Here is a 1,686-nt window from a genome sequence, read left to right as displayed (position 1 = left end):
CCGGGCATGTATTCGGCCCTCGCCGGCTTCATCGAGCCGGGCGAGACGATCGAGGCGGCGGTGCGCCGCGAGACGCTGGAGGAGGCCGGCATCCGGCTTGGCCGCGTCGTCTACCACGCCAGCCAGCCCTGGCCGTTCCCCTATTCGCTGATGATCGGCTGCTTCGGCGAGCCGCTCAATGACGATATCCAGGCCGACCTCAACGAGCTTGAGGACTGCCGCTGGTTTTTTCGCGACGAGGTGCGCCGGATGCTGGAAAGGACGCACCAGGACAATCTGATCACGCCGCCGAAAGGCGCCATTGCGCATCACCTCATCCGCGCCTGGGTCGATTCAGAATGATGGCAGCGAACACCTAAAGACATTGCAGGAGCAGGACATGATCCGTCACACCGTCGTTTTCACGCTGAAGCATCCGCCGCATTCGCTGGAGGAAAAGCGGTTCCTGGTCGACGCCAAGAGGATCCTCACCGCGATCAGGGGCGTCACGCATTTCGAGCAATTGCGGCAGATCAGCCCCAAGAACGACTATCGTTTCGGCTTCTCGATGGAGTTCGCCGACCAGGCCGCCTACACCAGGTACAACGACCATCCAGACCATGTCGCCTTCGTGCGCGACCGCTGGGTGCCGGAGGTCGAGACCTTCATGGAGATCGACTATGTGCCGCTGGGCGCGGTGATCTAGTCCGCAACCTTCCACTGCTCACGCGACTCGCTGGCCGGATAGACGCCGAGAATGCGCACTTCGCGCGAGAAGAAACGAAGCTCGTCCAGCGCCAGCTTGACCAGCGGGTCGTCGGGGTGGCCCTCGATGTCGGCGTAAAACAGCGTCGCCGTGAAAGCGCCCAGCTGGTAGCTCTCCAGCTTGGTCATGTTGATGCCGTTGGTGGCGAAGCCGCCCATGGCCTTGTAGAGCGCGGCCGGCACGTTGCGGACGCGGAAGATGAAGGTCGTCATCATCTTGACGTCGGGCGAAGGACGCTCGGCCCATTGCTTGTTCTTGGTCAGGACGACAAAGCGGGTGACGTTTGAGTCGGTGTCCTCGACGTTTTGCTCGATGATATCGAGCCCGTAGAGGGTCGCGGCCAGGGCCGGCGACAGCGCCGCCATGCTGCGGTCCTTGACCTCGGAGACCATTTTGGCGGCGCCGGCCGTGTCGCCGGCGACGATCGCCTTCCAACCGTTCTTGCGAACGTATTTGCGGCACTGGCCAAGCGCATGGATGTGGCTGTGCACCGTCTTGATCTCGTCGCGCTTGACGCCTGGCAGCACCATCAGCTGGAAATGGATCGGCAGGAAATATTCGCCGACGATGTGCAGCTTCGATTCCGGCAGGAGATGATGGATATCGGCGACGCGCCCGGCAATGGTGTTCTCGATCGGGATCATGGCGAGGTCGGCCTTGTTGGTCTCGACCGCGTTGAAGGCATCCTCGAAGGTCGGGCAGGGCAACGGCTCCATCGAAGGGAACATGTTGCGGCTGGCGGTGTCGGAATTGGCGCCCGGTTCGCCCTGGAAGGATATTCTGTTGGTCTTTTCAGGCATGCCGATATCTCAGGTTGAAAGGATTGTTCTGGCGCGTTCGAGGTCTTCAGGCGTGTCGACGCCGAGCGGCAGCGACTGGACGATCTCGGCGTCGATGCGCATGCCGGCTTCCAGCGCCCGCAACTGTTCCAGCCGCTCGCG

The 1,686-nt window shown here is 62.3% G+C and carries 3 protein-coding genes and 1 pseudogene; 2 read left to right on the top strand and 2 right to left on the bottom strand.

What is annotated here, in order from left to right; genetic code table 11:
- Positions 1–342 (top strand): NUDIX domain-containing protein (locus tag EN884_RS35090; RefSeq protein WP_128361090.1); only part of this gene is annotated, 342 nt, incomplete at its 5' end.
- A gap of 37 nt (positions 343–379) precedes the next feature.
- Positions 380–685, top strand: a complete 306-nt coding sequence (locus EN884_RS35085; RefSeq protein WP_027161785.1) for a Dabb family protein — start codon at positions 380–382, stop codon at positions 683–685.
- Here the strand turns inward: EN884_RS35085 and EN884_RS35080 are convergent.
- Both EN884_RS35080 and EN884_RS39950 read right to left on the bottom strand, forming a co-directional pair.
- Entirely contained in the window at positions 682–1,545 is an 864-nt protein-coding gene (locus EN884_RS35080; RefSeq protein ID WP_013527936.1) for a prephenate dehydratase, read from the bottom strand. The genes EN884_RS35085 and EN884_RS35080 overlap by 4 nt on opposite strands.
- 9 nt (positions 1,546–1,554) lie before the next feature.
- Positions 1,555–1,686: pseudogene (locus EN884_RS39950) on the bottom strand (3-deoxy-manno-octulosonate cytidylyltransferase); the annotation flags it as partial.

The organism is Mesorhizobium sp. M7A.F.Ca.AU.001.01.1.1, from assembly GCF_004022735.1.
Lineage (GTDB): Bacteria > Pseudomonadota > Alphaproteobacteria > Rhizobiales > Rhizobiaceae > Mesorhizobium > Mesorhizobium ciceri.
The sequence above is the reverse complement of the archived record's forward strand: the minus strand, read 5'-3'. Positions and strand labels throughout refer to the sequence as shown.

Bases quoted from the DNA above. Each gene is read 5' to 3' on its own strand.
- EN884_RS35080 (WP_013527936.1), bottom strand. From the start codon at position 1,545: ATGCCTGAAAAGACCAACAGAATATCCTTCCAGGGCGAACCGGGCGCC.
- EN884_RS35085 (WP_027161785.1), top strand. From the start codon at position 380: ATGATCCGTCACACCGTCGTTTTCACGCTGAAGCATCCGCCGCATTCG.